At 66.8% G+C, this 24,663-nt stretch carries 22 protein-coding genes; 7 read left to right on the top strand and 15 right to left on the bottom strand.

The window, feature by feature from the left end; all coding sequences use genetic code 11:
• Window positions 1–341: 341 nt before the first annotated feature.
• The 5 genes from CGS25_RS08720 to CGS25_RS08700 all read right to left on the bottom strand — a co-directional run bounded on the left by CGS25_RS08720 (window position 342) and on the right by CGS25_RS08700 (window position 6,014).
• Window positions 342–920, bottom strand: a complete 579-nt coding sequence (locus tag CGS25_RS08720) for a hypothetical protein (protein WP_232802331.1) — start codon at window positions 918–920, stop codon at window positions 342–344.
• Between the two features lie 583 nt (window positions 921–1,503).
• Window positions 1,504–1,833: a DUF3325 domain-containing protein gene (locus tag CGS25_RS08715; RefSeq protein ID WP_089031816.1), complete on the bottom strand. Its 330-nt coding sequence runs from the start codon at window positions 1,831–1,833 to the stop codon at window positions 1,504–1,506.
• The gene (locus CGS25_RS08710; RefSeq protein ID WP_101675241.1) at window positions 1,830–3,440 is read right to left on the bottom strand and encodes a PepSY-associated TM helix domain-containing protein; all 1,611 of its coding nucleotides are present in this window, start codon (window positions 3,438–3,440) and stop codon (window positions 1,830–1,832) included. Before CGS25_RS08710 ends, CGS25_RS08715 begins: the two co-directional genes overlap by 4 nt.
• Window positions 3,437–3,733 carry a DUF3649 domain-containing protein gene (locus tag CGS25_RS08705; RefSeq protein ID WP_198588734.1) on the bottom strand — a complete coding sequence of 99 codons (297 nt, stop codon included), beginning with the start codon at window positions 3,731–3,733 and terminating at the stop codon, window positions 3,437–3,439. The genes CGS25_RS08710 and CGS25_RS08705 overlap by 4 nt, the downstream gene beginning before the upstream one ends.
• A gap of 898 nt (window positions 3,734–4,631) precedes the next feature.
• The gene (locus tag CGS25_RS08700) at window positions 4,632–6,014 is read right to left on the bottom strand and encodes an MATE family efflux transporter (protein ID WP_101675246.1); all 1,383 of its coding nucleotides are present in this window, start codon (window positions 6,012–6,014) and stop codon (window positions 4,632–4,634) included.
• On the opposite strand from CGS25_RS08700, the gene CGS25_RS08695 reads away from it, so the two are divergent.
• The 4 genes from CGS25_RS08695 to CGS25_RS08680 all read left to right on the top strand — a co-directional run bounded on the left by CGS25_RS08695 (window position 6,003) and on the right by CGS25_RS08680 (window position 11,064).
• The gene (locus CGS25_RS08695) at window positions 6,003–6,626 is read left to right on the top strand and encodes an elongation factor P hydroxylase (RefSeq protein WP_101675240.1); all 624 of its coding nucleotides are present in this window, start codon (window positions 6,003–6,005) and stop codon (window positions 6,624–6,626) included. The two genes, CGS25_RS08700 and CGS25_RS08695, sit on opposite strands and share 12 nt — an antisense overlap.
• A 498-nt stretch (window positions 6,627–7,124) precedes the next feature.
• Window positions 7,125–7,631, top strand: coding sequence for a sigma-70 family RNA polymerase sigma factor (locus CGS25_RS08690; protein WP_089031821.1), 507 nt, complete (start codon window positions 7,125–7,127; stop codon window positions 7,629–7,631).
• The gene (locus tag CGS25_RS08685) at window positions 7,628–8,617 is read left to right on the top strand and encodes a FecR family protein (protein WP_101675239.1); all 990 of its coding nucleotides are present in this window, start codon (window positions 7,628–7,630) and stop codon (window positions 8,615–8,617) included. The genes CGS25_RS08690 and CGS25_RS08685 overlap by 4 nt, the downstream gene beginning before the upstream one ends.
• 173 nt (window positions 8,618–8,790) lie before the next feature.
• Entirely contained in the window at window positions 8,791–11,064 is a 2,274-nt protein-coding gene (locus tag CGS25_RS08680; protein WP_101675238.1) for a TonB-dependent receptor, read from the top strand.
• Between the two features lie 270 nt (window positions 11,065–11,334).
• Here the strand turns inward: CGS25_RS08680 and betT are convergent, their stop codons facing one another.
• From betT to arsC, 10 genes are all read right to left on the bottom strand, one after another.
• A complete protein-coding gene (gene betT / locus CGS25_RS08675; protein ID WP_101675237.1) occupies window positions 11,335–13,377 on the bottom strand; it encodes a choline BCCT transporter BetT in 2,043 nt (680 codons plus the stop codon).
• A gap of 117 nt (window positions 13,378–13,494) precedes the next feature.
• Complete coding sequence (locus CGS25_RS08670; RefSeq protein ID WP_232802330.1) at window positions 13,495–14,829, bottom strand: DUF58 domain-containing protein; 1,335 nt, start codon at window positions 14,827–14,829, stop codon at window positions 13,495–13,497.
• 128 nt (window positions 14,830–14,957) lie between these two features.
• A complete protein-coding gene (locus CGS25_RS08665; protein ID WP_089031825.1) occupies window positions 14,958–15,929 on the bottom strand; it encodes an AAA family ATPase in 972 nt (323 codons plus the stop codon).
• Window positions 15,926–17,200: a DUF4350 domain-containing protein gene (locus CGS25_RS08660; protein WP_101675236.1), complete on the bottom strand. Its 1,275-nt coding sequence runs from the start codon at window positions 17,198–17,200 to the stop codon at window positions 15,926–15,928. Before CGS25_RS08660 ends, CGS25_RS08665 begins: the two co-directional genes overlap by 4 nt.
• Window positions 17,197–18,690, bottom strand: a complete 1,494-nt coding sequence (locus tag CGS25_RS08655) for a DUF4129 domain-containing protein (protein ID WP_101675235.1) — start codon at window positions 18,688–18,690, stop codon at window positions 17,197–17,199. Before CGS25_RS08655 ends, CGS25_RS08660 begins: the two co-directional genes overlap by 4 nt.
• The gene (locus CGS25_RS08650; RefSeq protein ID WP_101675234.1) at window positions 18,677–19,651 is read right to left on the bottom strand and encodes a stage II sporulation protein M; all 975 of its coding nucleotides are present in this window, start codon (window positions 19,649–19,651) and stop codon (window positions 18,677–18,679) included. The genes CGS25_RS08655 and CGS25_RS08650 overlap by 14 nt, the downstream gene beginning before the upstream one ends.
• Window positions 19,648–20,325, bottom strand: a complete 678-nt coding sequence (locus CGS25_RS08645; RefSeq protein ID WP_101675233.1) for an RDD family protein — start codon at window positions 20,323–20,325, stop codon at window positions 19,648–19,650. Before CGS25_RS08645 ends, CGS25_RS08650 begins: the two co-directional genes overlap by 4 nt.
• Entirely contained in the window at window positions 20,315–20,656 is a 342-nt protein-coding gene (locus CGS25_RS08640; RefSeq protein WP_198588733.1) for a DUF2069 domain-containing protein, read from the bottom strand. Before CGS25_RS08640 ends, CGS25_RS08645 begins: the two co-directional genes overlap by 11 nt.
• Before the next feature lie 62 nt (window positions 20,657–20,718).
• On the bottom strand, window positions 20,719–21,309 hold the full coding sequence (gene wrbA, locus CGS25_RS08635) for an NAD(P)H:quinone oxidoreductase (RefSeq protein WP_101675232.1): 591 nt from the start codon (window positions 21,307–21,309) through the stop codon (window positions 20,719–20,721).
• 48 nt (window positions 21,310–21,357) lie between these two features.
• Window positions 21,358–21,726 (bottom strand): arsenate reductase (glutaredoxin), encoded by a 369-nt coding sequence (gene arsC, locus CGS25_RS08630; protein ID WP_089034476.1) that lies wholly within the window; start codon window positions 21,724–21,726, stop codon window positions 21,358–21,360.
• A gap of 77 nt (window positions 21,727–21,803) precedes the next feature.
• On the opposite strand from arsC, the gene CGS25_RS08625 reads away from it, so the two are divergent.
• The 3 genes from CGS25_RS08625 to CGS25_RS08615 are packed head-to-tail and all read left to right on the top strand — an operon-like array spanning window position 21,804 to window position 24,482.
• Window positions 21,804–23,276, top strand: coding sequence for a YihY family inner membrane protein (locus CGS25_RS08625; protein ID WP_101675231.1), 1,473 nt, complete (start codon window positions 21,804–21,806; stop codon window positions 23,274–23,276).
• On the top strand, window positions 23,273–23,548 hold the full coding sequence (locus tag CGS25_RS08620; protein WP_089031832.1) for an acylphosphatase: 276 nt from the start codon (window positions 23,273–23,275) through the stop codon (window positions 23,546–23,548). The genes CGS25_RS08625 and CGS25_RS08620 overlap by 4 nt, the downstream gene beginning before the upstream one ends.
• Before the next feature lie 52 nt (window positions 23,549–23,600).
• Window positions 23,601–24,482 (top strand): alpha/beta fold hydrolase, encoded by an 882-nt coding sequence (locus CGS25_RS08615; RefSeq protein ID WP_089031833.1) that lies wholly within the window; start codon window positions 23,601–23,603, stop codon window positions 24,480–24,482.
• The last annotated feature ends 181 nt before the right edge of the window (window positions 24,483–24,663 follow it).

Here is a 24,663-nt window from a genome sequence, read left to right as displayed (position 1 = left end):
TCGGGGACCGCTCCCACAGCGGCTCCGTAGCCGGGGCCGAGCCTGGAGCTGGCACTGTGTTTTGTGGGAGCGGTCCTCGACCGCGAATGGGCGCTGCCAGGCTGTTCCTCGCCTTCGGCTCGGGTTCGCGGTCGGGGACCGCTCCCACAGCGGCTGCGTAGCCGGGGCCGCGGGCCTGGAGCGGGCACTGTGTTTTTGGGGGAGCGGTCCTTGACCGCGAATCGGCGCTGCCAGGCTGTTCCCCGCCTTCGGCTCGGGTTCGCGGTCGGGGACCGCTCCCACAGCGGCTCCGTGGTGGTCGTGGTGGTGCTCGATTCTGCCCGGTGGCCGGGCGGTTGTGGTCAGCTTTTGGCCGCCAGGATGGCAATCGCGGCGAGTGCTTCCGGGTCGTGTTCTTTCAGGCGGTTGGCGATGCCGTGCTGAAAGAAGTAACGAAAGTCCGGTTGTTGTTGGGCAAAGGCGAGGCAGTCATCGCCGGGCAGCACCGGGGTCTGGGTGACCGCCTCTTCGTCGGCCACCATCGCCTGCACGCGGCCGTCGCCGAGCAGGCGCCAACTGACCACCTCCATCAGCGCCAGGGTTTCGAAGTGATCCTCGGAGAACACGGCGTGGGTGCCGATGGTGTCGGGGATTTCCTGAACCACGTGATTGCCGCCGCCGGGCGCGCCGAAAAAGCGCACCGCGGCGTCCAGCTCCTGCACTTTGTGCTCCGGCGCCTCGCGGAACAGATAATCGCTGTCGGGCAGGCGATAGCCGGCCCAGCGGCCGTTGAGCGGATCGCACATGCTCTCGGCGGTGGCCAGCTCTTTAAGCCACGGCACCACCGCCTGGGTGGCGCCGTTGCCGGTGCGTGCCCAGGCGAGAATTTTCAGGGAAAACAGGGTGTCGGGGTGTTCATCATTGGCATAGAGCAATTCCATGCCATCGTATTCCGGAGAGAGTCGAAGAACAGGCGGCGAAGTGATTCGCCGTCGGGGGGTGAAAGGCAGCACATTGCCGCCTCGAGGGTCCTGCCGATGTGCCTGAGCCATAAGCGCCTCCGCGCTGCCGACCGGGGGAACTGCGGAATAACCAATGCGTGTAGAGCAATAAGACATTTCTGCCGCGCATTGGTTATTCCGATGCTCCGAATTCACAGTAGTCGGTTGCGGGGTGGGGCGCAAGAGGGGGGGGGACGTCTGACGTCTGACGCCGGACGCCAGACGCCAGACGCCAAGATCAAAATCAAAAGACGTCGCTGGCACGGCCTGCTCCTACAAAAAACACGCCCCCTCTACAACGCGGCCATGTAGGAGCAGGCCCAGCCAGCGACGTCTTTTGGCCGAATGGCACAGCGTTTCTGCCCCGCACCTGAGGGTTTTAGAGCCGGACACCGGACGCTTAAACCCGCGCTTCAACGGTTTGCGGCAATGCAGGCTGTGCTTGCGTAGTCGCAATGCTTTCCATCACGGGTCTTGATCTTAGCGTCCGACGTCCGACGTCCGGCGCCCAGCGCCCCCATCGTCAAACCACCCACACCCCCACCCCGGCGGCCAACGGCAGCGCCAGGGCGAGGCGCGCGGCGAGGCGGGGGCGGTAGGGGAGCAGAAAGATCAGCGGCAGGCCGGCCAGGGTGGCGAGGCCAAAGGCGAGGGACAGGGCCAGGCCTAAAGGCCATAGCCGCAGGCAGCAGAGCAGCATCAGGGCGATCAATGCCCAGCCGGTAACACGAAACGCGCGCAGGCGCGCGTCGGAGGGTTTGGCGCCGAGCAGGCTTTGGTGGTGGCGTTTCATGCCCAGGGCCAGGGCGGTGAGGCCGGCGTAGGCCAGGGCCAGTGCGAGCCAAACCATCATGAGGCTGCCCCCGTCGCGGTGCCGGGTGAGCGGCGCGGTTGCCGGGCGGTGCCTTTTTTGCCGCCGCCATGGCGGGCCACCCGCCACAGGGCGTAGCCCCAGAGCGCGCCAAGCAGCAGGCAGGCCAGATCGAAGCCGGCCAGGGCGCCGTGTTGCCAGGCGGTGGCGCTGAACAAATGGCTGCCGGTGGTGGCCATGTCCAACAGCGGCACGCTCAGCCACAGCACGGTGATGCCGGCCAACTGTTCAATCCAGCCACGCCGGTTGGGCCGCCACAGGGCATGGGCCAGGCTCAGCAGCCAGCTGATAAAGAACACACGGATTTCCCAGCTTTCCCGCTGCGCCAGTTCCACGGGCAACAGGCGGTTGGCGGCGAAGTAGAACGCCATGGCTCCGATCAGGCCGGTCATGGACGCCATGTTCAGCGCGTTGACCAGCCGCAGCGAGGCGCCGGGTTGTCGCTGTTTGAGTTGCTGGGTGCGCTTGGCGACCCACAGCAACAGGCCGGTGGCGACCATGGCGCAACCGCCCAGCCCGGACAGGAAAAACAGCCAGCGCACCGCCGGGTCGGCGAAACGCGCCAGGTGCAGGTTGGCGAACAGGTTGTAGAAACGCACGGCGGCGGGCAACGCCTCGCTGGTGCCGGGGCGGGTTTCCAGCAGCGCGCCGCTGTTCGCCTGGAACACCAGCGTCGGCGCGCTGCCGCGCCGGCGGCCGGTGATTTCCGGTTCACGGTCGGTGGAGATCGAAACGGTGGCGCCAGCCCGGTTGGGCCGGTTCACTTCGATGCGGGTGACCGGCTGATCGAAGGCCCGGCGGGTCTGCGCGAGCAGGGGCGCGATGTCGGTCATCGGCGCCGCTTCCTGGCTCTGCGCCGTTGTTTCCGTGGCGCGCGGAAAGGCGTCGTCGAAGAAGGCCCGCCGGTCGCCGTTGTAGGCCGCGTCGATGCCCCAGGGCATCAGCATCACCATGAACAACAGCAAGCCGGAATAGGTGATCATGAAATGAAACGGCAGCGCCAGCACGGCGGTGGCGTTGTGGGCGTCCAGCCAGGAGCGCTGGCCTTTGCCGGGGCGGAAGGTGAAGAAATCCTTGAAGATCTTTTTGTGGGTGATCACGCCGCTGATGATCGCCACCAGCATGAACATGGTGGCCACGCACACCAGCCAGCGCGCCCACAGGCGCGGTACGCCGTACAGCTCGAAATGGAAGCGGTAGAGAAAATCGCCGCCACGGGTGGCGCGCGGCGTCAGAATCTCGCCAGTGGCGGCGTCCATGATGGCGCGCTCGCCGCGGCGGCGGCCTTCGTTTTGCGCTTCAGGGGTGTCCGGTTGCCAGCCCAGCTCCACCACTGGCGCGCGCGCGTCGGGCAAGCGAATGTCCCAGGCGCGGGCGTCCGGCGCCAGCCGGTTGAGCGCTTGCCAGGCCAGTTCGGGTGTCTCCGGCGTGGCGTGGGAGGCGTGCAGCTCCGGCTCCATCCACAGGGAGATTTCTTCGCGAAAATAAGCGCTGGTGCCGGTCACGAACATGGCCAGCAGCAGCCAGCCGAGCAGCAGGCCGCTCCAGGTGTGCAGCCAGGCCATGGATTGGCGCAGGGAATTTTTCATGAGGGCGCCCCGAGCAACGCCACGGCCACGCAGACCACCGTGGGCGCGGCGATGCCGAGCCAGGCGCGCAGCGCGCTGTGGGTGGCGAACGCCCAGATCACCGCGCCGCTGTAAACCAGGAACGAAAACACGGTGGCCGAGACCACCGCTTCGGCCCGGGGCATCGGCAGGGTCACCGCCAGCGCGGCGGTGCTGGCGGCGCTCAGCGCGTAACCGCCGAGCACCGCCGCCACGGTACGCGAGGCCACGGAAAGCCGGTAATAAAACAACCTGGAAGAGGCGGATCTGGACATGGGGCGCTCTTATTGGCGGGCTGGATAGGGCGCGAATGATAATTGTTATTAGGCGTAAATCGCAACGGCGTTGTGCACGGGGGCGGTTTTAGGGGCGGGAGCGGTCCTTGACCGCGAAGGGGCGCTGCCAGGCTGTTCCTCGCCTTCGGCTCGGTTCGCGGTCGGGGACCGCTCCCACGGCGGCTCCGTAGCCGGGGCCGAGCCTGGAGCGGGCACTGTGTTTTGTGGGAGCGGTCCTTGACCGCGAAGCGGCGCTGCCAGGCTGTTGCTCGCCTTCGGCTCGGTTCGCGGTCGGGGACCGCTCCCACGGCGGCGTTGTAGCCGGGGCCGAGCCTGGGGCGGGCACTGTGTTTTCGTGGGAGCGGTCCTCGACCGCGAAGGGGCGCTGCCAAGCTGTTGCTCGCCTTCGGCTCGGGTTCACGGTCGGGGACCGCTCCCACGGCGGCGTTGTAGCCGGGGCCGAGCCTGGAGCTGGCACTGTGTTTTCGTGGGAGCGGTCCTCGACCGCGAAGGGGCGCTGCCAAGCTGTTGCTCGCCTTCGGCTCGGGTTCGCGGTCGGGGACCGCTCCCACGGCGGCGTTGTAGCCGGGGCCGAGGCTGGGGCTGGCACTGTGTTTTTGTGGGAGCGGTCCTTGACCGGGAAAGGGCGCTGCCAGGCTGTTCCTCGCCTTCGGCGCGGTTCGCGGTCGGGGACCGCTCCCACGGCGGCGTTGTAGCCGGGGCCGAGGCTGGGGCTGGCACTGTGTTTTTGTGGGAGCGGTCCTTGACCGGGAAGGGGCGCTGCCAGGCTGTTCCTCGCCTTCGGCTCGGTTCGCGGTCGGGGACCGCTCCCACGGCGGCTCCGTAGCCGGGGTCGAGCCTGGAGCTGGCACGGCCTTCAGCCTGTTCCCGGTCCGCCTCAAGCGGCGCGTTCCACCTCGACCGGGCGAGACCTTTCCGGCAGGGGCTGGCGCAGGCGCCAGCGCAGGCGCAGGGAGAGCAGGGCGGCGGCGGCGGTGAGGCCGGCGAGCAGGCCGATCCAGAAGCCGGCCGGGCCCATGGCGGGCACCCAGAGGTCAGTGAGGGCGAGCAGATAACCCACCGGCAAGCCGACGCCCCAGTAGGCCAGCAGCGTCATCAGCATCGGCCAGGCGGTGTCTTCGAAACCGCGCAGGCAGCCGCTGGCGCTGACCTGGATCGCGTCGGAGACCTGATACAGCCCGGCGAACAAAAGCAGGTGCGCGGCCAGGGCAATGACTTCGGCGTTGTCGGTGTAGATGTGCGGCACCCAGCCGCGCAAGGCCATCAGCAGCAGGCCGGCGGCGACGCCGATGGTGGCGATCATCAGCATTGCGCAGCGCACCGCCAGATGCAGGCCGGCGGCGTCGCCACGGCCGCGCGCGTGGCCCACGCGCACGGTGGCGGCGAGCGCGAAGCTCAGTGGCAGCATGAAAATCAGCGAGGTGAAATTCAGGGCGATCTGGTGGCCGGCCACCACTTCCGGGCCCAGGCTGCTGATCAGCAGGGCGATCACCGCGAAGATGCTCACCTCGAAAAAGATCGACAGCCCCACCGGCAGCCCCAGGCGCAGCATATAGCCCATGCTGGCCAGCTCCAGGTGGCGCTGGCGCAGGGTCAGCCGCGCCGGGCGGTAGACCGGGTGACGGCGAATGTAGAACGCCATCATCAGCGCCATCGACCACATCACCAGGCTGGTGGCCCAGCCGCAGCCGGCGCCGCCCAGTGCCGGCAGGCCGAACTTGCCGTGAATCAGCACGTAGTTGGCGGGGACGTTGATCAGCAGACCGATCACGCTCACCCACAGCACCGGGCGGGTGTGGTTCATGGCTTCGGTGTAGCTGCGCATCGCCAGCAACAAGGCGGCGCCGGGCATGCCCCAACTGAGCCCGTGCAGATACCCTTGCACCTTCGGGAGCAGGGTCGGATCGACATCCATCCAGTGCAGCACCGGCCCCATTGAACGCAGGATCAGCGCGCTCACAAGCCCCAGGCCCAGCGCCAGCCACAGGCCCTGCTGGGCCAGCGGGTTGACCCGATGGTAAGCTTTGCCGCCCAGATGCCGGGACAGGATCGGCGTGGCGCTCATCAGTACGCCGGTCATGAACAGAAACAGCGGCACCCAGATGCTGGCGCCCACCGCCACCGCGGCCAGATCCGCGGCACTGACCCGCCCGGCCATCATGGTATCCACGAAGCCGTTGGCGGTTTGCGCCAGCTGGCCACCGAGAATCGGCAGAGCAAGTAACAGTTGGGCACGGAGTTCGTGACGATGGGCGGACATAACACGCAGCAGGGTAGTGGGCAAAGGGCGGCTACCATACCGCAAAGCGCCGCCGCTGGGCACCGGGCCGGCGATCTGGAGGCGCTGTTTCGCGCCAGTTTTTTCGCCGACTACCGGACCCTCCTGATTGGCGGCGCGGAAGAGCCCAGCTACCACCCCGGCGCCGAACTGAACACTGAAAACCGAACACTGAACACTGTGTCCACCATCCATTACACCCGCGATTATTTCCGCAGTGCCCTGCACGAAGTGGCCCACTGGTGCGTGGCCGGCGCCGCGCGCCGCGCCCGGGAAGACTACGGCTACTGGTACGCCCCGGACGGCCGCGATGCCGCCCAGCAACTTGAGTTCATGCGCGTGGAAGTGCGCCCCCAGGCCCTGGAGGCGTTGTTCTGCGCCGCCTGCGATCACCCGTTCCGGGTGTCCCTGGACAACCTGCACGGTGACCCCGGTGACGAGCGGCAATTCGCCGCCGCCGTGCGCGAGCACGCCGTCGAGCTGATCGCCACCGGCCTCGCCGAACGCCCACGGCGCTGGGTCACTGCGCTGGCCGGGCACTACCGTCCTGGCCCGTTCGATCTGGCCGCCGCGCTGGAGCGGGTGTGGCGGTAGAGCGGGGAAGCCGGGAATTGGGAGAGGCCGTGCCAGGGCGGGGGCTTCCACGTTGTCGATCGAGCAGGTAGCTGCAAGCCACAAGCTTCAAGCAAGAACAACGCAGTCCGTAAGGAGACAGCTACATCGCCGCCCTTGTAGCCTGCAGCTTGAAGCTTGAAGCTGCTCTCCTTGAAGCACCTTTTCACCGCCGGCACGGCCTGATCTCCCACCGCTCTCTACAGCACCCCTGTGGGAGCGATCCTTGATCGCGAACCGAGCCCGAAGGGCGACGAGGCCCGGCCAACGCCCGCCGCCCTGCCGGGCGGTTCGCGGTCAAGGACCGCTCCCACACCAGAATCAAATCCCGGCAGTAGGTCCGGCCCGCCTGTTCCCTTTAACCTGTTCCCTGTCCCCCGCTTGCCCGGCCGCGCTGCCCTCGTCTAGAATGATTCTCTATTAATAATCATTACCATTCCTGTCTGGCGCCGGGCCATTGTGGGTTCGCCGGGTTTTCCCATGAGCAAAGCACTGCAAAGTGAAATCGGATCGCTTTACCACGATCACGCCGGGTGGCTGTTTGGCTGGCTGCGCGGTCGTTTGGGGGGCGATACCGCCGATGCCGCCGATCTGGTGCAGGACACCTATGTGCGCTTGATGGTCTCGGGGCGTTATCCGGGGCCGGGGGAGTCACGGGCGTTCCTGACTCAGATCGCCAAGGGGCTGGTGATCGACATGCACCGGCGGCGGGCGCTGGAGTCGGCCTATCGAGAGGTGCTGGCGCAGCAGCCCGAGGCACAGGCGCCGTCGTCGGAGCGCCAGGCGATCACCCTGGAAACCTTGGCGCGCATCGATAAGGCATTGGACGCCTTGCCAGCCCGGGTGCGGCGTGCGTTTCTGTTGTCCCGGTTCGAGGGGCGCACCTACCCGCAGATCGCCGCCAGCCTGGGGGTATCACAGAGCGCGGTGCGCAAATACATGTTGCGGGCGTTGCAGGCCTGCCTGCTGACGTTGAACGAGGCATGAGCACGCCGGCGGCGTTGCGCGGCTATGCCGAACGTCAAGGGGTGGACCCGGCGCGGCTGCAGGCAGCGTTGGATTGGCAGGTGGCGCTGTGGGCCGGGGAGGGCGATGACACCGCTGTGAAGCGCGATTGGGCCGACTGGCTCGCCGCCGACGCCGCCAACCGCCGTGCCTGGGAGCAGGTCGAGCGGATGGCCCAGGCGCTGGAGGGCATCGCTCCGGAGGTGGGCCGGCACACTCTCAAGCCGGACAATCGGATTAGCCGCCGGCGCGCTCTGGGCCTGCTGGGCCTGGCCGGCGCCGGCGTGGTGTTGGGCCCGATGCTGGCCAGCTCCACGCCGGTGCGCCGGACGCTGGCGGATTATCGCAGCGGGGTCGGTGAGCGGCGCCGGTTCGCTCTGCCAGACGGCTCCGCGCTGATGCTCAACACCGACAGCGCGGTGGGTCTGGATTTCAGCGCCGGCCAGCGGCATTTGACCGTGTTGCCGGGCAGCGAGATCGCCCTGGACAGCCGCGCCGCCGGCGATCCACGGCCGTTGTCGGTGGCCCTGGGCGGGGCGCGTTTGCAGCCCGACCAGGCCCATGCGCTGCTGCGCGATGTGGGCGGCGCGCGTGAAGTGGGCGTGCTGGCGGGCACGGTGACATTGAGCCCCGGCGCCGGCCAGCCGCCGCAGCGGTTGGCGGCCGGCCAGCGTGCCCGGTTGTCCGCGGCCGGGGTTCGCATCGAGGCGCTCTCGGTGGCCCAGCGGCATGGCTGGACGGAAGGCGTGTTGCAGGCCGACCGCCTGCGCCTGGAAGACTTCCTTGCCGAACTGGGCCGCTATCGCCATGGCCTGTTGTATTGCGACGATCAGGTCGCCGATCTGGTGCTGTCCGGCGCCTATCCGCTGCGCGACACCGACTATGTGCTCGAATCCCTGGTCCAGGCGCTGCCGATCGCGGTGCACTATCGCACCCCCTGGCTGGTGCGGGTCAGCGCGCTTTCGTGACCGTTCTCATTAACAAATAAAAATTATTCTTATTTGGTGTCACTTTTCCGTTCCCGTTCGGGGTAGAGGTGTTTGGCCCGAAATCGAACGACGACTTTAAGGATCGGATGATGACCTGTTCTGACTTATTTTCCCGCCGGGTAGTAATGGGGCAGCGCCGGGGGCGCTTACTCATGGGGACGCGCCGGGGGCGCTCCGGCCTGGCGATTCTGGCGCTTTGCGCCACCCTGGGAGGCACGGTGGCGCTGGCTCCGCCCGCGTTGGCGCAGACCTCCGCGAGCCAGTCATATCGCATTGAAAGCGGCCGTCTCGACGCCGCGCTCAGCCAATACGCCAGCGAAGCCGGCCTCACCCTGGTGATCGACGGCGCCCTCACCCAGGGCAAGAGCAGTGCCGGCCTGAACGGCCGCTACGGCACCGAGCAGGGGCTGCGCACGCTGCTCGCCGGCACCGGCCTGCGCGCGGTCAAACAGGGTAACGGCAGCTATGCCCTGCAGCTTGACCCGGCCAACGTGAATCGCGGGGAGAACCGCGCGGATCGCCGCGAGCCGCGCCGCAACGCCCTGTCCACGGTGACGGTGACCTCGGCGTCCGCGTCGGGCCGGGCGGTGGACGTCACCAATGCCCCGGCCAGCATTTCCGTGATTGGCAAGGAAGAGCTGGAAGGCAAATCCTACCGCGACATCACCGAAGCACTGCAGGACGTGCCCGGCGTTTACGTGGACGATGGCCCCTCGGGCAAAGGCGGCACCGAGGAAATCTCGATCCGTGGCATGGATTCCAAGTACACCCTGATTCTGGTGGACGGCAAACCCCAGGGCTCCGGCCAGGCCTATTACAACGGCTTTGGTTCCGGCGCCGAGTTTGGCTGGCTGCCACCGATTTCGGCGATCGAACGCATTGAGGTGATTCGTGGGCCGATGTCGTCGTTGTACGGCTCCGACGCCCTCGGCGGTGTGATCAACGTGATCACCAAGCGGGTGCCGGACCAGTGGGGTGGCACCGTCACCGTGGATCGCATGATCCAAGAAGACTCCGAAGCCGGTGATCGTGACCAGCAGCGCTACTATCTCAGTGGCCCGCTGGTGTCCGACACACTGGCACTGACCGTGTTCGGCTCGCGCTTCCACCGCGATGAGGACGAGCGTGACACTGGCTATCTGCAGAACGACCGTGACAACACCACCGCCAAATTGAACTGGACGCCGAACCAGGCCAACAACATCGAACTGGAGGCCGGCTACGCCACCCAGGACGTGAACGGCACGGTGGAAGGCACCGGCAGCGCCCGGGATCTGGTCACCCGCCGTCGCCACCAGGCGATCACCCACGATCTGGAGTGGGGCGGTGACTTCAGCACCAAGAGTTACGTGCAGCACGAAGAAATGGTCAACGACACGCAGAGCGCCACCTACCAGCGCACCACCGCCAACACCGCCACGGTGTTGCCGTTCGCCAGCAACGTGCTGACCGTGGGCGGCCAGTACCGCACCCAGAAAACCGAGAACCCGGCGCGCGCCATCGGCACCCCGGATCTGGAACGCTGGGACATGGCGGTGTTCGCCGAGGACCAATGGTTCATCACCGATCCGCTGGCGTTGACCGGCGGCGTGCGCTGGGTCAAGGACGAAAACTACGGCGATGAAATCGTGCCGCGCGTGTACGGCGTGTACAACCTCAACCCGCAACTGACCTTCAAAGGCGGCGTCAGCGCCGGCTACCGGACGCCGGATCTGAAGCAGGGCGATTCCAACTGGATCGAAGGCGGTGGCGGCGGCTCCGTGGACGGCGGCGACATCGGCAACTCCGACCTCAAGCCGGAAAAGAGCCTGACCTATGAAATGGGCGCTTTGTGGAACGGCTACAACGGCGTTCAGGCGAGCCTGACCCTGTTTCATACCGACTACGAAGACAAGATCGAAAAGCCGGTGATCTGTGATCGCATCACTGGCCCGGACGCCACCTGTGTCTACCAGGGCTACGACTACGAGAAGCTCTACCAGTACATCAACGTGGACGAGGCGCGCATTCGGGGTGCCGAAGTGACCTTCGCCTTTCCCCTCGGCCATCGCGTGGAGGTGAACACCAACTACACCTTCACCGACAGCGAGCAATTGTCCGGCGACAACAAAGGCAACCCGCTCAACGACCAGCCCCGCCACCGCGCCAACATCGGCGTCAACTGGCGCGCCACCGAAAAAGCCCTGCTGTGGAGCAAAGCGCGCTTCAAAGGCCGATCCGAACAGATCGCCGGCCGAGGCGGCGCCCTGACCGAAAAATACCCCAGCTACACGATGGTCGACACCGGCGTGAAATACCGCCTCACCGACAACGTCGACGTCTACGGCGGCGTCTATAACCTGTTCGACAAAACCGTCGGCAACGACAATTTCGGACGGGTGTTGGATGGGCGCCGCTACAACGCCGGGGTGACCGTGAATTTCTGATCGGGCAGCGAGTGCGACGAAAGCAACTGATGATAGGAAACGGTGGGGCGGGGCGGAACGCCGGCGCCCCCTCTCCCTGTCCCTCTCCCGCAAGGGGAGAGGGAACCCTCCAGAACGGTATGTATTTCCAGCCCCTTCCCGCGAGGGAGAAAGAGCCCTTCAGAAGGGCGTATTACTAGCCCCTCTCCCCTCGCGGGAGAGGGGTTGGGGAGAGGGGGAGAGACAGTCAGCGGCACGGAATACTGAAAACCGAACACTGAAAACTGCCCGTTAACGAAGCATGTGCAGAAAATGCATGTGCTTCTCGTATTGATCGAGCACGTCGCTGATCACCTGTTCGCGGGTGTAGCCCATCAGGTCGTAGTCCTGGCCGCCTTCGCTGAGGAACACATCGGCGCGGAAATACTGGTCACGCTCGGCTTGCCGTTTGGAGTGGTCGAGCTGACGCATGGTGATCGACGGACGGGCGTAGCCGCGTACGCGCACGCCGTAGCTGAAGTCGATTTCCTGGCCGTGGCTGACCACCAGGGTGGCGCGGTCGTCGCCTTCGCGGACGTCCACTTCCAGGCCGTGGCCGCGCAGTTCGTCGGCCACCGCGTTGAGCGCTGGCGTGGCCACCTCGTTGAGGAAGGTCAGCACCTTGGCGCGGGTGGGGAAGTTGACCATGCCGCGCAGGCGCGCTTTCCAGCCGCCGCTGGGCGGGGTGTGGCCGACGTGCACGGCGGCCGCCGGGGCGGTGCCCAGGTTGGCCTGGAAGCTGACCTTGCGAATCCCTTCCACGCGCAGCGAGCGCAGTAAGCCGTAGCAACTGACCAGCAGCACCGCCGCGAACGGCAGCGCCGAGGCGATGGTGGCCGCTTGCAGTGCCTTGAGCCCGCCGGCGAACATCAGCGCGATGGCCACGAAGCCCTCGGTGCTGGCCCAGAAAATACGCTGCCAGACCGGGGTGTCGTCGTGGCCGCCGGAGGCGAGCATGTCGACCACCATGGAGCCGGAATCCGACGAAGTGACGAAGAACACCACCACCATCAGAGTGGCGACGCCGGAGATAAAGGTGGAGAACGGGAACTGCTCCAGGAAATGGAACAGCGCCACCGCCTCGCTGTCTTTTACCTGGGCCGCCAGCTCGGTGTAGCTGCCGTCCAGAATCATCTGAATGGCGGAGTCGCCGAACACGGTCATCCAGAACAGGGTGAAGGCGGCGGGCACCAGCATCACGCCGAGGGCGAATTCGCGAATCGTGCGGCCCCGGGAAATGCGCGCGATGAACATGCCCACGAACGGCGACCAGGACAACCACCAGCCCCAGTAGAACAGCGTCCAGCCACCCAGCCAGTCCTGCGGGCCGTCTTCCACTTTCGGTTGGTAGGTGTAGAGGTTGAACGTCATGTTGACGATCTCGGACAAATAGTCGCCGATGTTCTGAATGTAGGCCTTTAACAGGAAGGTGGTGGGGCCCAGCACCAGCACGAAGATCAGCAGAAGGAAGGCGAGGCCGAGGTTGAGCTCGGAGAGCCGGCGGATGCCGGCGTCCAGCCCGGTGACCACCGATAACGTGGCCAGGCCGGTAATGGCGACGATCAGAATGGTTTTACTGAGCTCGGTATTGGGCAGCCCGAACAGATAACTGAGCCCGCCGTTGACCTGTTCCACGCCAAAGCCCAGCGAGGTGGCCACGCCGAACACGGTGCCGACCACCGCGAACACGTCCACCGCGTGGCCGATGGGGCCGTAGATTTTCTTGCCGATTAGCGGGTAAAGCGCCGAGCGCAGGGTCAGTGGCAGGCCGTGGCGGAAGCTGAAGTAGGCGAGAATCAAACCGACGATGGCGTAGATCGCCCAGGCGTGCAGGCCCCAATGAAAGAAGGTGGCGCGCATCGCTTCCCGGGCGGCGTCGATGCCGCCCGGGTCGGCCATCGGCGGTGACATCAAATGCAGCACCGGCTCGGCGACGCCGAAGAACATCAGGCCGATGCCCATGCCCGCCGAGAACAGCATGGCGAACCAGGAGGTATAGCTGTATTCCGGCTCGGAATGGTCCTTGCCGAGCTTGATGTCGCCGTAGCGGCTGACCGACAAAAACACCACCAGCGCCAGGACAATGCCCACGGTGAGCAGGTAGAACCAGCCGGCGTCGGCGATCACCCAGGCCTTCACATTGGTAAAGAATGCCTGGGCGGTTTCCTGGGCGAGCACCGAAAACAACACCAGCCCGGCGATGATCACCACTGAGCTGTAAAACACCGGCGGGTTGATAAGAATCCTGGGTCGGGTCGAGGTTTCAGGCTGCTGATCGACGGGCGTGTTGGCCATGGCGCGCTCCTGCTTTTGGTCTTTTGCGTCGGGGTGCCTTCCCGACCCCATGGCGAAAGCGTAGCACAGCGCGCCGCCGCCATTTGTGAAGCTCTGTTATAAGGAGGTTCGCGGGTTCTACAGGCGGCCGCTGCTTTTGAGGTCGTGGTAGGCCTGGCCAAGGCGTTCGGAGAGGTGTTCCGGGGTGGCGGCCACCAGATGGGCGCCAGCATGGCGCAGACGCAGTTGCAGGTCGCGGCGGTGTTGTTGCTCCCAGGCGTCGGCGGCCACCGCGATGGCGTCCTCGAACTGGCGCACCGGCGCGTGGCGGGCGCTTTCCTGCTCTGGCAGTTGCAGGTCGGCGATCATCACCAGGTGGCGCTGGGCCAACAAACGCACGGCGGCGAGCAGATCGTCGCTGTCTTCCGGTTGCAGGCGGCTGACAATCACCACCAGCGAGCGGCGCGGCCAGCGCCGGTGGAAGTAACGCGCCGCCTGGCTGAAATCGCTGGCGTGGTCGCCGGGGTGCACGTCGAAGAAGCCTTTTAAAAGCTGGTGGATGCCACTGGCACCGCGCACCGGGTCGATCCAGCGCGGCGGCTCTGCGGAAAACAGCATGGCGCCGCTGCGATCGCCCAGGCGCAGGGCGGACCAGGCCAGCAACAGGGCCGCATTGAGGCCGTGGTCGAAAGCGGTCAATTCGCCAATCGGCAGGCCCATGCGGCGGCCGCCGTCGAGCAGAATCCACAAGGTCTGGTTTTGCTCATCCTGGAAATGCCGGGAGATCAGCCGCTGGCGGCGGGCACTGGCTTTCCAGTCAATGCGGCGCGGGCTGTCGCCGCTTTGATAATCGCGCAACTCATGGAATTCCAACCCCTCGCCGGAGCGCGGCTGCACACGCAGGCCAAACCGGGCGGTGCTTTTGTCCACCGCCAGGGCGGCGCGGGCAATCGGCGAGAAATCCGGATACACCGGCACCTGCCTGGCCGCCGGCACCTGGCAGCGGCCCTCCCAGAGACGGCCCGGCGAGGGCCGCCACAGCTCGATGTCGCCGAACGCCACCCGGCCACGGCGGGTGGGCCGGTAAGGGTAGCGAACTTCGGTGACTGGCTTGCCGGCGGCCAGCGCCACACGCACTGGCAAGCCGGTGTGTGGGTCGTCGGCGGGGTGGTGGTCGGCCACCAGCCAGTGTTCGTCGCGGCCCTGGCCGTGCAGGTGCAGCACCACGCTTTCGGCGACGCCCACCGACAATGCCGCTGGCAGCCGCCGCTCGGCAATGGGCATGGGGCGGGCGCGCAGGCGACGGGCGTCGTTCAACGCCCACAGGGCGCCGGCCAGACCGGCACCGAGCCAGGCCAGCAGCGCCGCCAGGGTCAGCTCCGGCAGCCAGGCCCGCGCCACCAACGGCAGCGCCCCCAGCGCCGCCCACGCCAGCAGACACTGAATCAAGCGCCGTCCTGGTCTTATAGCCATGCTCTCTCCAGCAGGTGACACTCCAGCAGGTGACAGGTGTGCCACTTCTCGCGGTAGCCCACCGAGACTCTCCGTTTGCGGTTAAGCGTCGGACGTCGGACGTCCGACGTCAGACCCAACAACACCGATCATTGCCGCGGTGCCTCTACCTGTTCCAGCAGGTGCACCAGCACCGATTCCACGGTCTGGCCTTCGATGTCGGCGTCCACGCCCAGGCGCAGGCGGTGGCGCAGCACCGGCGCGGCCACGGTTTTGACATCGTCGGGAATCACGAAGTCGCGGCCGCTGAGCAGCGCCTGGGTCTTGGCGCTGCGCGCCAGCGCGATGCTGGCACGGGGGCTGGCGCCCTGCACCAGGGCCGGGTGGTCGCGGGTGGCGCGCACCAGACGCAGCAGGTAATCGAGAATCGCCTCGTCGAGCAGAACCTGCCCGGCGGCGCGGGTCAGGGCAAGGATGCCAGCGGCATCGGTGACCGGGCTCAACGAGGCCGCTTCCAGGCTGTCCGGCAGGGTGCCGTCGAGCACCATGCTGACCATGCGGCTTTCGTGTTGCTGATCCGGGTAGCCGATCACGATCTTGAACAGAAAACGGTCCAGTTCCGCTTCCGGAAGCGGGTAGGTGCCTTCCTGGTCGAGGGGGTTCTGGGTGGCGAGCACCACGAACGGCGCGTCCAGGGCGAAGCTTTCGCCTTCAATGGTGATCTGCCGTTCCTGCATCACCTCCAGCAGCGCCGCCTGGGTTTTCGCCGGCGCGCGGTTGATTTCATCGGCCAGCAGCAGGTTGGTGAAGGCCGGGCCGCGCTGCACTTTGAAGCGCTCTTCGCGGGCGTTGTAGATGGAATGGCCGGTGACGTCCGAGGGCATCAGGTCGGGGGTGAACTGGATGCGCTGAAACGACAGCGCCAGCACCCGCGCCAGGCTGCGCGCCAGCAGGGTTTTGCCGAGCCCGGGCACGCCTTCGATCAGCACATGGCCGCCGGTGATCAGGGCAATCATCACCTGGCGGGTGACCGCCGGCTGGCCGATCAGAACCTGGTTGAGCTGGGTTTCGATGCGCCCGGCCAGCGCCGACGCCTCTTCAAGGGTTTGCGGGGCGGTCATAATCGACTCCTGATCTGTTGCAACAGGGCCACGCGCTCGGTCCATTGCGCGTGCTCCCTGGTGGGTGGGGCGAGTGCCTGATGAAGGCGTTCCGGGGGCACCGCGAGCCGCTCGGCGGCCAGTGTCAGGGCGGTGTCCGGGTCCGGGTGAAGCAGCTGAATGCGGCGCAGCGCCTGGTGTTGCAAGGGGTCGATCAAGGCCCGCGCCTGGCCGGTGCGCCAATGAAAGTGGCCCAGGGCACGCAGGTGGCCCAGGTAATCGGCGCCCTGGGCGACCGGCCGCTGCCAGGTCACGCCAGGGCGCGGCAGGCGCCGCCACAACCAAAATGCCAGCGCCAGCAGCAGGGCCAGCAACGGTGGCCAGGCGTGTTCCCACAGCCACAAGGGCAGCGGCGGCATGGCGATGCCCTGCACGAACCACACCGGCCCGGAACCGGCCAGGGCGGCCAGCAACCAGGCATGATCGAAATACAGCAGGTGGTCGTTGTCCCACAGGGCCAGACCGGTGAGCACGGTGACCTGGCCGGCGCCCACGCGCAGCGCCACCAGCTTGTCGCCCAGGTCGTTGTCGGCGCGGGCGACCACCGTCTGGTCGGCGCCGCCGGTGGGTTCGTGGATCAGCACCAGGGCGTCGTCGAGACCGAAGCGGCGCGGTTGAGTGTCCAGATCGCGGCTGGTCGCTGGCGGCGCGTACTCGGGCGCCTCGCAGGTGAGACGCTCGCATTGCGCCCGTTGCTCATCGGTGGGGTTGTTCAGGCAGTATTCCAGCAGCAGATCCTGGAGCGGCGTAAAGCGGTCGATCAGATCGTCCAGCGGTGCCGCCGCCGTCTGCCCGGGATCGGCGGGCTTGTCGTGGGCGGTGACGCCGACGTCGTAGAGCAGCGGGTCATGGCGCCGCCATTGCGGCGCGGTGGCGCGGGGGTCCCGGTCCCAATCCGGCACCGGCCGGGCCGCCACGATCAGGTGGCCACCGCGGTGCACCCAGCGCAGCAGCTCAGCCACCCGGTCGTCGCCCAGCTCGCCCCGGTTGCCGTCCAGCACCAGGGTGGTGCCTGGGTCGGGCAGGGGAAACAGGGCGCGCGTGCTGAACACCCGGCGGGTGTCGTGGCCCCATTGGCGCAGCAGCGCCTGGGCCGCGTAGTACGGATTGTGGCGCACGCTGGCGTCGAGCTCGCCAGCGACCACCCGGCGTACCGGTTCGGTCAGCGCGAAATAACCGCCTACCGCCGCCACCAGCAGCAGGGCGAACAGCCAGGGCCAGGCGCGCTTCATGGCTGCCCCCCGGGTTTGCCGTGCAGGTGTTGGCCCTGGTCGATCAGTTCATTGACCCGCTCGACGCTGGCCGGCCGGTGCGCCCAGGCGGTCAGCATCCAGGCCTGGGTGACCGCTTCCAGATGCAATACCCGTTCGCTGTCGCCGAGCGCCCGGTGGTAGGCACTCAGGCAGTCCTGTTCGGTGGCGCCGGGTCGCAGCGGCAGCGGGTGGCGCTGGAACAGATCGACCAGGGTCTGGCGCAGCAGTAACGCCAGCGCCGCGCGAACGTCGCCGGCGCGCAACGCCGCCCGGGCCGCGCCTTGCGGGTCCTCGGGCAGGGCTTCGGCGCGGGTGTCGAGCCCGGCCACCTGAACCGGCGTGCGGCGCCGGCGCGTCGGCAACGGTACGCCGCCGCGCGCCCGCTGCCAGAAAATCCACACCAGCAGGGCCGTCAGTGCCACCAGCACCAGGGCGCCGAGGGTCTGCACCAGCCAGTTGGGCATCGATAACGGCGCGTCACCGCGATCGGCGGGCGGCTCGCCGTCCATCAGCTTTCTGAGCAGACGTTCCCACCAGCTTGACGCGTCGCTTTCGTCGGCACCGCGTAACCGCCGCTGGTCACGGATTTCCAGGGGCATGAAGGTGTCCGAGGCGAGCAGCTCCAGGGCGTCGTGTTTCGGGTCCGGCGGCGGCGCGGCGCGGGCCGGCTCGACGCTCCAGGGCAGCAGCAGAACCGCCAGCAAAGCCAGGCTGACGGCGCTCAGCCGGCGCCGCCGCTCGCCGATGCGGGCCAGTCCCAGCTGCAGGTCCCAGCCTTCCAGCCAGGTGCGTTCGTTGAGATACAGCGCGAACGAGGTGGCCACGTAGAGCGGCTCGAGCACGCCCAGCACCAGGTACCAGGCGGCGGCGATCAGCGCCTGATGCAGCACGCCCTGCTGGTCGAACCAGGCGCTCCATTCCAGATTAAGCTGCCAGGGGATCAGGGTCAGGCCGAGCAGAATGACGGCGGCGGTCAGGCATTGTTCCAGCGTCACCATCACCATCATCAGCGTGCCGGCGCGCTGCCCGGGGCGGTGGCGCAGCGTTCGGGCGCGGGCGGCCGCCGCCTCGCCCTGGCTGCCTTCCAACTGCCAGATGCCGTTCAGAAACCCCCGGTTGGGGCTGAAACGGCGCCAACTGAGCTGGCCGCCCAGGCCATTCAGAGCATAGCCCCGGACGCCGCGCAGCAGTGCCAGCGGAGCGGGGTATTCGCCGAACAGCGCGCGGCTGAACAGGGCCAGTTGCGGGCGCTCCCAAAGGGGTTTGAGCCACCAGAACAGCAACAGTGGCCAGAACAGCCCGCCGCTGAAAACGCCGTAGCCGAGCAGGGCGGCGAACGGCACGGCGGTGAACAGCAACCACACCAGGGTGGCCCGTTTCCAGTGCTGCCGATAAAGCCGGGTGCCCAGGTCGATGGCTTGCCAGGGGCCGCGCGGCGCCAGCCGGGCATTGAGTTTATTCGGGTCCATGGCGGTTCCGTCCGGCCAGGCTCAGGTAAAGCGCCAGCGCCAGCCAGCACAGGGCGCCGACGCTGTATTTCACCGCCGGCGCCAACTCACGGGGCGACCAGAACGCCTCGATAAAGGCGGCGAGGATCAACAGCACGAGAACGCCGTACATCACCGGCAAGGTCTCCGCCGCGGCGCGGCGCAATGCCTCCACGCGGCTCCAGGAGCCGGGTGAGAGCACCGCCCAGCCCAGGCGCAGGCCGGCGCCGCCGGCGAGCATGATGGCGATCAGCTCGGGGGCGCCGTGGGCAATCACGAAGGTAAAGAACGGTTGCGCCGCGCCCACCAGGCTCAGGTGCCCGGCGGCGGCGCCGAAGAAACTGCCGTTGAAGAGCATCGCCAGCAACGCGCCCACTCCCAGCAGCAAGCCGCTGGCGAAGGTGCGAAAGGCGATGCCCACGTTGTTGTAGATGTAATAGCCGAACATGCGCAGGTCGGTGGCGCGGTCGCGTTCGGCGCCGTCGCGCAGATCCGGATGGTACATTTCTTCCAGGTTGGCGAGGCCGTCGCCGTCGACCACGGTGTGCACCAGCTCCGGGTCGTGAAGAATCATGCCCCACACCAGCAGCGCGGAGAGCAGGAACGCCAGGGTGCTGATCAGATGCCAGCGCCACAGGTGCCGCACGGCGCGCGGGAAGCCGCTGCCCAGAAACGTCGCCATGGCCGGCAGCAGCGGCGCGCGTTGCCGATAAAGCTGGCGGTGAGCCCGCAACATCAAGGCGTTGAGGTATTCCTGCAGCGCCAGGCTGTAGCCGCGTTCGCGGGCCAGTGCCAGTTGGTGGCAGAGGCTTTGGTAATCGGCGGCGAAGGCCGCCAGAGGCGCTTGCCGGCGCCGCCGACGCGAGCCTTCAAGCCCCTGCAGGGCGGCTTCCAGGCGTTGCCACTGGGGCCGGTAGCGTTGCTCGAACTGGCTTTGCTTCATGCCGCCCCCAGCACGTGGCGGGCCACTCGCCGCAGCCGTTGCAGGGCGGCGGCGGGGGGCAGATCCGGGTAGGCCAGCGCGGCAAGTTCCTGCTGGCGGGCCTCGCTGAGGGCGCCGGCGCGGTCGCTGAAGGCCAGCAGTACCTGTTGGTCCTGGCGGCTCAGAGGCCAGTCGGGCGGCTCCGCTTCACTGTCGGTGGCGCCGCTCAGCGCCGGCGGCGGCGGGCTGTGAATCACCAGGGTGTCGGCGGCCAGGTCGCCAAGCCGTTGTTGACGCGGGCTGATCAGCATCACCACGAAGCCGGTCAGATAAAACATTGGAAACAAGTCCGCGGCGCGCAGCAGATTGCGCACCAGGCTGCCGTTAAAACCCAACGGCGCGCCGTTGCTGTGCACCACCGCCAGCCCGAGCCGTTTTTTGCCCGGCGTGCGCCCCTGGTTGAACGCTTCAAAGAACACCGGGTAAAACCACTCCAGTAAAAACAGCAGCACCAGATAGACACCGCTGCCGCCTTCGCCGAACAGGGTCATCGGCAGCGCCACCACCAGCAGAATCACGCCACGGATCAGAAAATCGATGCCGTAGGCCAACGCCCGCGGCAGCGGGCCGGCCGGTGACAGAGTCAGCCGCGCGCCTTCCGGGGTGTCGATGTGGATCTGGTCATCAATCAGCACGGCTTCCCCGTCGGATCACCACCATGCACAGCACGAACAGCACCACCGTCAGCGAAATTTCCACCACCGCCAGGGTGCGCACCGGCGGTGGGTTGAACGCCTGCACCACATAGCCGCAGAAATAGAACAGCAGCAGGAAACACAGCCAGGTCAGCGAGCGGGGATGCAGGCGCATCGCCGCCAGGCCGACCAGCAGCAACGGGCCGTAAATAATCAGCGCCAGCAGAGCCGGCAAGGTAGCCGGGGCATTCGGTGGCGAGAACCAGAACAAACCGGCGCAGCCGATCACCAGCAGAAACAGGAAGGTCAGGCGCAGCAGGGTGTTCAGCATTGGGGGTCCTGGGGTTCGATTGGTTTTCAGTTTTCAGTTTTCAGTTTTCAGTGTTTGGTGGTTCAGGCGAGTTTGCGGGCCAGTTCGGCGAGGCGGCGGCCGAGGGTGCGGGCGATGGCGCTTTCGTCATCGCTGAGCGTGGCATCGCTGTCCGCGCCGGCCACATGGCTGGCGCCGTAGGGGGTGCCACCGGCGCGGGTTCTCATCAAGGCCGGTTCGGTGTAGGGCACGCCGGCGAGCACCATGCCGTGGTGCAACAGCGGCAGCATCATCGACAGCAGCGTGCTTTCCTGGCCGCCGTGCAGGCTGCCGGTGGAGGTGAACACGCCGGCCGGGCGGCCCACCAGGGCGCCGGACATCCACAGGTCACTGCTCTGATCGAGAAAGTACTTGAGCGGTGCCGCCATATTGCCAAACCGGGTTGGCGAGCCCAGCGCCAGGCCCGCGCAGCCGGCCAGATCCTGCTGGGTGGCGTAGGGCGCGCCGCTGTCCGGTATCGCCGGGGCCACCGCTTCATGATTGGCGGAGATCGGCGCCACGCTGCGCAAGCGCGCTTCCAGGCCAGCGCCTTCCACGCCGCGCGCCACCTGCCGGGCCAGATTGGCGAGGCTGCCGGTGCGGCTGTAATAGAGAATCAGGATGTAGTCGGCCATGCTCACTCCATGAGGGACATTGCGGATGCCGGCGGCGTGTCGCCCGGTTCAGCGATCCCGTGGGTCCGCGATCAGCGTAAGCACGTTTTCCGGCGGGCGCCCCAGCACCGCCTGGTCGCCCTTGACCACCACCGGGCGTTCCAGCAGTTTCGGGTGCGCCACCAGCGCCTGGATCACGGCGGCGTCGCCGGCGTCCGCGCTAAGGCCGGCCTCGGCGTATTCGCTCTCGCCGGTGCGCAACAGATCGTGGGCGCGCGCCAGCCCCAGCTTGTTGACCAGCGCGCGCAGGGTCGCCGCGTCCGGCGGCGTATCCAGATAGCGGATCACGCGCGGTTCAATGCCGTGTTGCTCAAGCAGCGCCAGGGTCTGGCGGGATTTCGAACAGCGCGGATTGTGATAAATCGTGTAATCGGCCATAACGTAACTGTTATCGATGCGAAGGTTCACGCATTGTACGGCAGCGGCTTGAAAAATCACCCGCGGCTCGAGGAAAAATGAGAGTGAGCGACGAACACGAAGACAATCAGGAACCGGTGATCCCGTTCCGCGCCCGCGCCGCGTCGGTGTGGGCCTTTCTGCGCCTGCTGGGGCGTCAGTTCGTGGACGACGGCTGTCAGTCCAGTGCCGCCGCTCTGACTTACACCACGCTGTTCGCCATCGTACCGATCATGACGGTGATGTTCGCGGTGATCGCCGCGATCCCCGAACTCAGTGACCGGGGCATGGTGATTCAGCACTGGGCGTTCGAGTATCTGGTGCCCACCGCCGGCAACCAGGTGCTTGAGCACTTGAGCGAGTTTTCCCGCCAGGCCACCAAGCTGACCGGCGTGGGCGTGGTGTTCCTGGTGGTGACCTCGGTGTTGATGCTGCGCACCGTGGAGCAAACGCTGAACCGCATCTGGAAAGTCAGGGAGCCGCGCAAGGGCCTGACCAGCATGCTCATGTATTGGGCGCTGTTGTCGCTGGGGCCGATGCTGCTCGGCGTCGGCTTGGGGATCTCTTCCTATTTGACTTCGCTGTCGCTGGTCAACGATACGGTGGCGTATTTGGGCGGCGTGCGTTTCTGGCTCTCGTTGTTGCCGTTTCTGCTTACCCTGACCATGCTGACACTGCTCTATACCGTGGTGCCCAATACCTCGGTGCCGTTTCGTCAGGGCCTGCTGGGCGCGGCGGTGGCGGCGTTGTTGTTTGAATTGGCGAAGACCGGCTTCGCCCAGTTCATCAAGCACGCGCCCAGCTATCAGGTGGTGTATGGCGCCTTCGCGGCGGTGCCGGTGTTCCTGCTGTGGGTGTATATCTCCTGGATTCTGGTGCTGCTGGGCGCCGAGCTGGTGCGCGCGCTGGTGGTGTTCGAGGAACATCGCCGCCGGGTGCCACGCCTGCAGGCAATGATGCGGCTGTTGCATGTGTTCTGGACACGCCAGCGCCAGGGCAAGGTGCTTAACGGTCACCAGGTGCGGCGGGTATTGCGCGAATCCGGTGTCACCCACTGGGATGAGTTCCGTAATCTGTTGCAGGACAGCAAACTGATCCGCCGCACCGACGACGGTGGCTATGTGCTGGTGCGTGACCTGCGCGGCATCACCCTGGGTCAGTTGGTGGCGATGATGCCCTGGCCGGTGGAGCAGCAGTTGAGTGTGCACGGCGCCGGCAAACACAGTTGGGAACACGAGCTGAAAAGCCGCTGTGACCTGGCCCGCCAGGGGCTGCACCGGCCGCTCAACCTGGATCTGGAAAGCCTGTTTCAGGAACAGACGGTGCCGATACCGGAAAGCCCGCCCGAGCACGGCGAAGACGGGACCGCGCAACCGGTGGCGGCGAAACCGGATGAGAGCCAAGAGGAAAGCCGAGAGGAAAACCGAGAGGAGAGCCGGGACGCGCCACCGGCCAACAACCCGGCGAAGCAGGGGCAGGCGAACCCGCGCCCGGCCGCGAACCGCCCGGACCAAAAGGAGGAATCCCGATGAGCACGATTGCCAGAGAGGTGCGGGTGCTTGGCCATGTGCAAGGCGTGTATTATCGCGCCAGTACCCGTGAGCAGGCCCGGCTGCTGGCGGTGGCCGGCGAGGTGCGCAATCTCTCTGACGGTGGCGTGCAGGCGTGGCTGGAAGGCGAGGAAGAGGCGGTCACCGCGTTGCTGAAATGGATGCGCCAGGGCCCGCGCCGGGCCCGGGTGGAAGAACTGATCGTCAACCAACGCGCCCCGCGCGGATTCACCGATTTCGAGGTCATTCAATGAACCCTTGCTGCGATCATCGGACACGGAGTGTTGTGTCATGGAGCGCCCAACCATGAAGCAGGTCGAACTGCTCAACGGGCATCTGCGTTTCCCGGCGCTGCTCGCCGGCGATGGCGAGCCGGTGATTCTGCTGCACGGCTTCCCGGACACCTGGGAGAACTGGGCGGTGCAAATGAACCTGCTCGCCGACGCCGGTTACACCGCGGTGGCACCGGCCCTGCGCGGCTATGCGCCCGGTTGTCAGCCCGGCGGCGGCAATTACTCATTGTCCGCGGCGGTGGAAGATCTGCTGGTGTTCGCCAACCAGCTCGGTGGCCGGGTGCATCTGATCGGCCACGACTGGGGGGCGGTGGTGGGCTATCTGGCCTGTGCCCGCTACCCGGACAGCTTCTGCAGTTTCAGCGCGCTGGCGATTCCGCCGCTGAAGAGGCTGCCCCAGGCGCTGCTGAAGGTGCCCGAGCAAGCGCGGCTGAGCGCCTACATGTCGTTTTTCCAACTGCCGCTGGCCCCGGAAACCTGGCTGTCGCGCAATGATCTGCAAGGGGTGGAAACCCTGTGGCGGCGCTGGTCGCCGGGCTGGGAACCGGGGCTGGCGCTGGAGAATGCCAAGCACACCCTGCGCGAGCCGGGTGTGCTGCCCGCCGCGCTGAGCTGGTATCGCCATATGCCGCGCCTGTGGCGGCGCGAGCAACGCGAAGCCCGGGGCTGGCTGGCTGGGAACATTCAGGTGCCCACCCAGGTGTTGATGGGCGAAAACGATGGCTGCATGAGCCCGCGCCTGCTCGACCACGCCGTCAACCACAAGGATTTCCCCGCCGGGCTGTGGCTGGAACGCATTGAAGGCACCGGCCACTTTCTGCACCTGGAGCGCCCGGAAACGGTGGGTGAGCGGCTGGTGGCGCACCTCAAGCGGGGGGAGTGCTCGAGCGTTTGAGGGGGGGGCGCTGGACGCTGGACGCTAAACCCGGGACGGGGATGAATGGCGTGTTTCCTGGAGGGTCGGGCGCGTCAGTAAACACACCCATGCTGCCAGTCGCGGGTTTTAGCGTCCGGCGTCCAGCGTCCAGCGTCGTGCGACAACCGCACCCAGGCGGTGCTCAAGGCCCGCCGCCTGG

It is taken from the genome of Alloalcanivorax mobilis, from assembly GCF_002864685.1.
Classification (GTDB): domain Bacteria; phylum Pseudomonadota; class Gammaproteobacteria; order Pseudomonadales; family Alcanivoracaceae; genus Alloalcanivorax; species Alloalcanivorax mobilis.
The sequence above is the reverse complement of the archived record's forward strand: the minus strand, read 5'-3'. Positions and strand labels throughout refer to the sequence as shown.

Bases quoted from the DNA above. Each gene is read 5' to 3' on its own strand.
- CGS25_RS08700 (WP_101675246.1), bottom strand. From the start codon at position 6,014: ATGTCCGCCCATCGTCACGAACTCCGTGCCCAACTGTTACTTGCTCTG.
- CGS25_RS08665 (WP_089031825.1), bottom strand. From the start codon at position 15,929: ATGACCGCCCCGCAAACCCTTGAAGAGGCGTCGGCGCTGGCCGGGCGC.
- arsC (WP_089034476.1), bottom strand. From the start codon at position 21,726: ATGGCCGATTACACGATTTATCACAATCCGCGCTGTTCGAAATCCCGC.
- CGS25_RS08690 (WP_089031821.1), top strand. From the start codon at position 7,125: ATGAGCAAAGCACTGCAAAGTGAAATCGGATCGCTTTACCACGATCAC.
- CGS25_RS08655 (WP_101675235.1), bottom strand. From the start codon at position 18,690: ATGGACCCGAATAAACTCAATGCCCGGCTGGCGCCGCGCGGCCCCTGG.
- CGS25_RS08660 (WP_101675236.1), bottom strand. From the start codon at position 17,200: ATGAAGCGCGCCTGGCCCTGGCTGTTCGCCCTGCTGCTGGTGGCGGCG.
- CGS25_RS08640 (WP_198588733.1), bottom strand. From the start codon at position 20,656: ATGCTGAACACCCTGCTGCGCCTGACCTTCCTGTTTCTGCTGGTGATC.
- CGS25_RS08695 (WP_101675240.1), top strand. From the start codon at position 6,003: ATGGGCGGACATAACACGCAGCAGGGTAGTGGGCAAAGGGCGGCTACC.
- CGS25_RS08625 (WP_101675231.1), top strand. From the start codon at position 21,804: ATGAGAGTGAGCGACGAACACGAAGACAATCAGGAACCGGTGATCCCG.
- CGS25_RS08705 (WP_198588734.1), bottom strand. From the start codon at position 3,733: ATGTCCAGATCCGCCTCTTCCAGGTTGTTTTATTACCGGCTTTCCGTG.
- CGS25_RS08715 (WP_089031816.1), bottom strand. From the start codon at position 1,833: ATGATGGTTTGGCTCGCACTGGCCCTGGCCTACGCCGGCCTCACCGCC.
- CGS25_RS08670 (WP_232802330.1), bottom strand. From the start codon at position 14,829: ATGGCTATAAGACCAGGACGGCGCTTGATTCAGTGTCTGCTGGCGTGG.
- CGS25_RS08710 (WP_101675241.1), bottom strand. From the start codon at position 3,440: ATGAAAAATTCCCTGCGCCAATCCATGGCCTGGCTGCACACCTGGAGC.
- CGS25_RS08720 (WP_232802331.1), bottom strand. From the start codon at position 920: ATGGAATTGCTCTATGCCAATGATGAACACCCCGACACCCTGTTTTCC.
- CGS25_RS08650 (WP_101675234.1), bottom strand. From the start codon at position 19,651: ATGAAGCAAAGCCAGTTCGAGCAACGCTACCGGCCCCAGTGGCAACGC.
- CGS25_RS08680 (WP_101675238.1), top strand. From the start codon at position 8,791: ATGGGGACGCGCCGGGGGCGCTCCGGCCTGGCGATTCTGGCGCTTTGC.
- CGS25_RS08615 (WP_089031833.1), top strand. From the start codon at position 23,601: ATGAAGCAGGTCGAACTGCTCAACGGGCATCTGCGTTTCCCGGCGCTG.
- CGS25_RS08620 (WP_089031832.1), top strand. From the start codon at position 23,273: ATGAGCACGATTGCCAGAGAGGTGCGGGTGCTTGGCCATGTGCAAGGC.
- betT (WP_101675237.1), bottom strand. From the start codon at position 13,377: ATGGCCAACACGCCCGTCGATCAGCAGCCTGAAACCTCGACCCGACCC.
- CGS25_RS08685 (WP_101675239.1), top strand. From the start codon at position 7,628: ATGAGCACGCCGGCGGCGTTGCGCGGCTATGCCGAACGTCAAGGGGTG.
- wrbA (WP_101675232.1), bottom strand. From the start codon at position 21,309: ATGGCCGACTACATCCTGATTCTCTATTACAGCCGCACCGGCAGCCTC.